Source organism: Gordonia sp. IITR100 (assembly GCF_002009645.1).
In the GTDB taxonomy this organism is placed as follows: domain Bacteria; phylum Actinomycetota; class Actinomycetes; order Mycobacteriales; family Mycobacteriaceae; genus Gordonia; species Gordonia hongkongensis.
Genome location: NZ_MVKV01000049.1, coordinates 1 through 943, shown reverse-complemented (window position 1 = coordinate 943; position 943 = coordinate 1). Strand labels below are relative to the sequence as shown.

Here is a 943-nt window from a genome sequence, read left to right as displayed (position 1 = left end):
GTATCAGTTGAACCGGTCAACCAGGCCGGGTGGCAACGACTTCGGGGGGAGTCACTGTGGGGGCATGGACGGATCTGCCGGGCGAGTTCCTCGCCGGGGTCGATCCTGCCAGCCCGGCCGATGCGGACACCGCCACCCATATGCAGCGCTTGGGGTCGATCCGCGCGGGCGAATCGTATCTGGCGTGGTGCCGCTACCAGACGATCCTGGTGCTCTGCGACCGGCTGTTGACCACTGTCGGCAACAGTTACGTCTCCGACGGTTTCGGTGACATCGTCGCCCGGGTCTCGCGCGAGGCCGGGATCACCCGCTACCGGGCGGGGATGCTGGTCGACGAGGCGTTGTGTCTGCGTGACCGACTGCCGCGGGTGTTGGAGACGTTGCGCGACGGCATCATCGGGCCGCACCAGATCCGCGAGATCATCGGACGCACGCACTTGGTGTCCGATGATCACCTTCTCGACCCCGACGACCCCGCCAGCCGCCGGATCATCGAGGTGCTCGACGAATCGATCGCCGACCTGCTGCGCTCCCGGTCCGGGTCGTGGTCGACGTCCGGTTTGCGCGACATGATCGACCGCCTGGTCTTCGGCCACGACGCCGACGCCGTCCGGGAACGGCGCCGCGAAGCGCTCGACAAACGAGGCGTGTGGACCGAGAACCACGGTGACGGCACCGGTGAGATCACCGCGGTCATGGCCGCCGAGAACATCCGGGCTTCCAACGCCTCGGTACGGGAGTTGGCCGCATCAGTGTGCGACCGGGATGGCCGCACCCTCGGGGAACGGAAGTCCGACGCCATGTGCGCGTTGCTCACCCGAACAGCGTTCACGTGTGCGTGCGGTCAGTCCGACTGCACCGCAACACCTGTCGATCCTGGAGGTTCGGCGGCGAGTACCGAGATCGTGATTCACGTGGTGACCGACGCCGACACCCTGGCCGG

1 protein-coding gene is annotated in these 943 nt (G+C 67.1%); it reads left to right on the top strand.

What is annotated here, in order from left to right; all coding sequences use genetic code 11:
* Window positions 1–56 precede the first annotated feature (56 nt).
* Window positions 57–943 (top strand): DUF222 domain-containing protein (locus B1818_RS23825; RefSeq protein ID WP_139363095.1); only part of this gene is annotated, 887 nt, incomplete at its 3' end.